This window comes from Streptococcus sp. UBA632 (assembly GCF_002300045.1).
Classification (GTDB): domain Bacteria; phylum Bacillota; class Bacilli; order Lactobacillales; family Streptococcaceae; genus Streptococcus; species Streptococcus alactolyticus.
In genome coordinates this window covers 1-6,282 of sequence record NZ_DBPA01000042.1, presented here as the reverse complement: position 1 = coordinate 6,282, position 6,282 = coordinate 1, and the positions used below count along the sequence as shown (strand labels likewise).

Sequence of the window (6,282 nt, the reverse complement as noted above, 5' to 3'; positions counted from 1 at the left end):
TATGGGGCTTTTTTTCTATGCACAAAAAGGCTCCATAACTTCTGACTGGGTGTTACCCACTACAGAAATTATAGAGCCGAAAAAAGCAGTCTTGTCGATAGGCAAGGCTGCTTTTTGTGTTGTTAAGATCATCAAAAAAACCACCTCAACTATGAGGCGGACATGCTTAGAAATGTTTCTGAATCCATTGCGAAATCAATTTTCGTTCTTCAATCCAAAGCGGTCTATCATCGTAATCATAGGTGCGATTTGTCAAAAAAATCGCTGCTTTTTGCTCCTTGCGATTAATGGCGATATAAGGTCCAGTATAGCCTGTATGGTCCAACCAGTCCCCTTCCTTGTTCCAAGCTAGAGAACGCTCCTTTGCCGTACTGCTAAAATTACGCCAAATGCCACGAGCAAAGTCGTCCGTCAAATAATGCTGGCAGAACACTTCCAAATCCTTGACCGTTGAAAACAAGCCCGCAGAACCTGAGTGATGGCCCAAAACCTTAGCTTTGGGATCATGAACCATACCGTCCGTAACACCTGAAAGCGTTGGAACCGCCCCTTTTACAGGACCAAAGCTGGTCTTTTCCATCCCAAAAGGCTGAAAAACAAGCTCCTTGAAAATCTCATCCAAGGATTGCCCCAACTGGTATTCTAACATGAAACCTAGCAGCAAAAAGTTAATGTCGGTGTACAAAAAAGCTTTAGAGTCGGTCACTCGAATGTGATTGATAGCCGCTTTCAACTCCTGTGCGTTTAGCTTATCACGGTTAGGAATAAAAGGATCAATGCCACTGCCATGGGTTAAGAGTTGCCGCAAGGTCACCGTATTGTCCTGAAAATCAGGGTAACAGTGCACCAAAGGGGCGTCTAAATCCCAATTTTTCTCCTGCAAAAGCGAAATCATCACCGTTCCCACACCGACAACTTTTGATACTGAGGCTAAATCGTAAATGCGATTGGGTTGAACAGGTGTTTTCCCATCAATTGTACCAATGTAATGCTCCGTCCACTGACCATTTTTAAAAAGAGCCACAGAGGCTCCATTGTAAATATGACGTGTCATTTGGTCATGGACAATATCTAATAAATCCATCATTTTGTAAACCAAATTTCAATGCGATTAGGGTCTGAAAGCACAAGGACTTTTTCTTTTTTGTCTAAGTAAACCTCTTGACCCTTTTGTTCTAGAAAATCAGACAAGTGTTTCAAATCATAGTCTTGGGGTACTTGGCATTCCAAAATATCCAAATCCCATGTTTCATGCGGTTCTACTGTCAAATCAGGTCCACTGGCCTGAACAAAACGCATATCCACAGGAAATTCCCCAGCAAAAACATCGTCGTAGAAAGCACGTGCTGCAGCTTCATCAGCGACATTAAGCGTGATTTGCTCAAATTGAAAATCTGAAACGATAGCCAAGTCTCCGTTTTGAGGGAAGCTCTTTGGCTCAATTTCTTTCAAAGTGGCTACATCGTCTTCTGCGTGCAGCAAGAAGAGGTCACCTTCTGGAGAAATCGTTTCAAAAGCGAAACCTTTGTCGCCTTCAAACAAACGTTCAACAACAACACCATTTCCTAAAACAGCCAATAACTCGTTTGCATTTGGGAGTTTAACGACCAGTTGATTGGTCTTTTTAGTGCCCTCTACAGCTCTTGTACGGGGATGTGGCGATTCTTCAATGATGAAACTAGCCTTTTTATTTTTAGCTGAAAAAATAGCAAGGGCGTTCTCCTCAACTACCAATTTAAATCCTAGTCGTTTGTAAAAATCAATATTGTGGTCACGGTTATTCACGCGTAAAACAGGGTGTTTAAAGGTGATGCCGTCAAATAATGTCATTTATCTCTCCTTGCTATGTTGTGTAATGCCAAAAGCATCTCTTATTATAAGCGGATACTCTATTGTAGAAAAAAAAATAGCATTTGACAAGAAATTATGTGCTTTTTAGGCTCTATAATTTCTGTAGTAGACACTACCAGCCAGAGATGACTCTTGAATGCCCATAAACGTTAATATAATCGTGTTGATTAACGCTTTGAGAATTGTAGCTTTCTTAAGATCCTTTTTATCTCATTTATCATTCTTTGATAAATGTCAGTAATACCAAGCACCTATTAGAGACTTTATTCGTTTATTATCTAACCTATTATTTCAGACCACGGGTTATCAAGAGATTATCAAAAATGAGTTTTCGAAACTTATGTAATTGATAAACTAGAATAGCAATGTTAATCATAAAAATCAATTTGATAGATTAGATTTTTTGTCTCTTAATAATTTTTCAATTTTATCAACATGATACTTCCAATACAATAAACCAATGATTGTAATAGGTATTTCTAGCAAAACAAAACGGATTGCTATAGTAAAACTCAAACCAACAACCAGCATATATGCCATTTCAACTATACTAGATATTAAAAATATAGTAAGTATTTGGATATAGATGTTTTTTCTGAAATTTGATGGAGTATTTAAATAATAACTCTAAAGCAAACACTTCAACATATCCGAATATTATGAATATAATAATATTGATCCAAGACGTTAAACTTGAATTTATGAGAGTAAAATATAGATTGTAGATTGCACCAATGCAAAGCAAGAGTAGAAGTTTTTTTAAGTATTTCACCACTAATCCTCTAGGTTTCCTCCTTATTAAAATTTGTCACATTTGACATTATTAGTATAGCTCCATCAATAAAATTTATATTCTTTTGGCCTATAAGTTGCAAAAATCAACATATAAGATGCACAGAGGAGATTCTTCCCAAAAAAGAAAAAAACAATTTGGTTCTCTCTTGATGTTAGCTAACGTCACCCCACTACAGTTGACAAAGAGCCACTTTTTAGCAAAAGAAAAAGAGCCTAAACAGGCTCTTAAAAAACAGGTATTATAAATACAAGAATTTGAATAGGCAAACGGCTGCAATAGCTGCAAGAATTGGAGCTACTACTGGTACCCAAGCATACCACCATTTAGAATCACCCTTGTGTTCACCAAGAACTGATTTTGGAAGCAAAGCATGGACAATACGTGGACCAAGGTCACGCGCTGGGTTAAGACCTGGACCTGTAGGACCTCCAAGTGAAGCCACCAAAGTCATTACAAGGAAACCAAGACCCAAGTGTGCTACTGCAAGTGATCCTGTTGTGTAAGGAGCTACTTGGCTTATTGCTGTTGTCACATCATAACCGTAAGTTGTCAAGCGTGTGATCAATTCAGCACCAAAGTAGTTTTTCGTCAAAGCCATAGCGCCAAAGAATAGGACAAATGAACCTAAGAATTCGTTTAGGAAACCATTGATCCAAGCAGCTTTGTGGCTTGCTTGTGTGCCATCGTCAACAGCTGAAATAGTTGAGAATGAACCAAGAATAGCATTTGGGTTTTCTGTTTTGAGGTAGAAAGGTTTGTGAGTCATCACAACAAGCAATTGACCGCACATTGCACCTAAGAATTGAGCAAGAATATATTGTGGAACGTGAGCCCAATCAAATAAACCAGAAATAGCAAGTGCCAAAGTAAAGGCTGGGTTAATGTGGTTTCCTGAAACATTACCAAACATAAGTGCTGGAATCATCACACCAAATCCATAACCAACGGCAATGATAATCCAACCAGATCTGTATCCTTTTGTCCCTTTAAGTTCAACGTTAGCAACAGCACCATTTCCAAGGATAATAAGGAATGCCGTCCCGATAAATTCTGTGATGTATTTCACAGTCCATGTAACATCCATGTGTCTTTTGTTTCCTCCAAAATTATAGTTTAGACAAGTATCATTTTATCAAGTATAATAGACAATGTAAAGGCTCTCTTTAAAATAAAAACGTTTACTTTTATAGAAAGGAAGTTTCATGAAATACAATCAATTCTCTTTCATCCCAAGACCTGTCGCCATTGTTGAACAAGAATTGCAAGCCTTAGGATTTGACCTCAACCAAAAGCATGAAGACAAGATGGCTTTGGAAAATTTCTGCCGCAAAATCTTCTTTAACTACGAGGATACGGACTATCCACTCCACAATCTTTTGGCTGATTTTGGCACAGATTTGCTGACCTTTTTCCAATCTGATGCGCCTTTGACAACGGATATTTTCAACACCGTTGCACTGCAATTGCTGGGCTTTATTCCTCATGTGGATTTCACAGATACGAATGCATTTGTAGAAAAAATAGCCTTTCCTGTGCATTATCAAAAAGGGCATATGCTTGAGACGCTTTACCATCTACTAGCCAGCCGAAATAAATCTGGCATGACCTTACTAGATGATGTGGTTAGTCGTGGGCTTATCCCCGTTGACAATGACTACCACTTTTTTAATGGCAAATCTCTAGCTACCTTTGATACGACAGATGTCGTCCGTGAGATTGTTTATGTGCAAGCTCCGATTGACACGGACCAAAACGCTAAAAGCGACTTGATTAAGGTTACTATTATTCGTGCAAAAAGCAAGCACCCCTTACCAACCATGATGACAGCAAGCCCTTACCACGCAGGGACAAATGGCCTTGCTAATGACAAAAAATTGTACAAAATGGAAGGGGAATTAGCGGTTAAACCAGCGGGCAAGATAAACGTTGAAACGCATGATTTTGAGCCTTTAAACTTAGCTGACGAGGACCTGCCTGTTGGAAATAGTGAAGAAAGCTTCCACTTTATTGACCCCTACACCCTGAACGATTACTTCCTTGCGCGTGGGTTTGCAAATATCTATGTTTCAGGCGTCGGAACAGCGGGTTCTGATGGCTTTATGACCAGCGGCGACTATGCCCAAGTGGAAAGCTTTAAAGCGGTGATTGATTGGTTAAATGGCAGAGCGATTGCCTTTTCTAGCCATCGTCGCGACAAGAAAGTATTAGCAGATTGGGCTAGTGGCTTGGTGTGTACAACTGGGAAATCTTACCTAGGAACCATGTCAACGGCTCTTGCAACCACTGGTGTGGACGGTTTGAAGGTTATTATTTCCGAGTCAGCTATTTCATCTTGGTATGATTATTACCGTGAAAATGGTCTTGTTTGCAGCCCTGGTGGCTATCCTGGTGAGGACCTTGACGTATTGACCGAATTAACCTATTCACGCAATTTATTGGCTGGAGATTACCTCCGTCATAATGCGCATTACCAAGACTTGCTTGATGCTCAATCCGCTCAATTGGACCGCACGTTTGGGGATTACAATCAATTTTGGCATGACCGCAATTATCTACCACACGCTGATAAGGTACAGGCGACTTGCGTCTTTACTCACGGGCTTCAGGACTGGAATGTCAAGCCGCGCCATGTTTTCAACATTTTCAATGCTCTGCCTGACACGGTCGAAAAACACGCCTTTTTACACCATGGCGAGCACGTTTACATGCACAATTGGCAATCCATTGATTTTCGTGAAAGCATGAATGCCTTGCTTTCAGAAAAAATGCTCGGTCAAGACAATCACTTTACGCTACCGACGGTTGTTTGGCAAGATAATAGCCAGCCACAAAGATGGGAAAAATTGGACACATTTGGTAGTGACAAACAAGTGACCCTTGCTCTTGGTAGTGAAGAGCGAGTCATTGATAACCAGTATGACGAAGCTGATTTTGAACGTTATGGCAAGCAGTTTAGAACATTTAAAAAAGACTTGTTTGCTGGCAAAGCCAATAGCATTTGCCTTGATTTTCCAGTGGAAGATAGCTGGCGTATCAACGGTCAAATGACCCTGCATCTGAAAGTGAAATCAAGTGTCAATAAGGGTATCTTGTCTGCTCAGGTACTTGATTACGGTGAGAAAAAACGTTTCAAAGACCTGCCAGCTGTCCTTGGTTTACACGCCATTGACAATGGACACAATTTCTCTCGCGAGGCTCTCAAGGAATTGCCATTTACTAAAACACCTGAGCGTGTGATTACGAAAGGGCTTATGAACCTGCAAAATCGCACGGATCTCATGACTATTGAGGACGTTACTGCTGATAAGTGGATGTGCTTTGACTTGACCTTGCAACCAAGCCTTTACCAACTAGAAAAGGGCGATACGCTGCGTGTCTTGCTTTACACCACTGATTTTGAACATACGATTCGTGATAATAGCAAGTACCACTTAACCGTGGATTTAGGCCAGTCATACTTGCATTTGCCTATCGATGACTAACACAAAAAGAAGTCAAATCTGATATTTGACTTCTTTGGCTCTATAATTTCTGTAGTGGGTAACACCCAGTCAGAAGTTATGGAGCCTTTTCGTGCATAGAAAAAAAGCCCCATATAACCTATAATGAAAAGCGACGAAACTACTCATTAGAAA

The 6,282-nt window shown here is 40.1% G+C and carries 4 protein-coding genes; 1 reads left to right on the top strand and 3 read right to left on the bottom strand.

Going from position 1 to position 6,282, the window contains the following annotated elements:
* Nucleotides 1-166 precede the first annotated feature (166 nt).
* The 3 genes from B3473_RS05605 to gla form a co-directional block, all read right to left on the bottom strand.
* A complete protein-coding gene (locus B3473_RS05605; RefSeq protein ID WP_154455486.1) occupies nt 167-1,087 on the bottom strand; it encodes a serine hydrolase domain-containing protein in 921 nt (306 codons plus the stop codon).
* A complete protein-coding gene (locus tag B3473_RS05600; protein ID WP_235281219.1) occupies nt 1,084-1,830 on the bottom strand; it encodes a CppA N-terminal domain-containing protein in 747 nt (248 codons plus the stop codon). Before B3473_RS05600 ends, B3473_RS05605 begins: the two co-directional genes overlap by 4 nt.
* Before the next feature lie 1,055 nt (nt 1,831-2,885).
* Entirely contained in the window at nt 2,886-3,731 is an 846-nt protein-coding gene (gla, locus tag B3473_RS05595; RefSeq protein WP_154455488.1) for an aquaglyceroporin Gla, read from the bottom strand.
* Between the two features lie 118 nt (nt 3,732-3,849).
* Here gla and B3473_RS05590 point away from each other — a divergent pair, with 118 nt between their 5' ends.
* Nucleotides 3,850-6,129 (top strand): Xaa-Pro dipeptidyl-peptidase, encoded by a 2,280-nt coding sequence (locus B3473_RS05590; protein ID WP_154455489.1) that lies wholly within the window; start codon nt 3,850-3,852, stop codon nt 6,127-6,129.
* Nucleotides 6,130-6,282 lie beyond the last annotated feature (153 nt).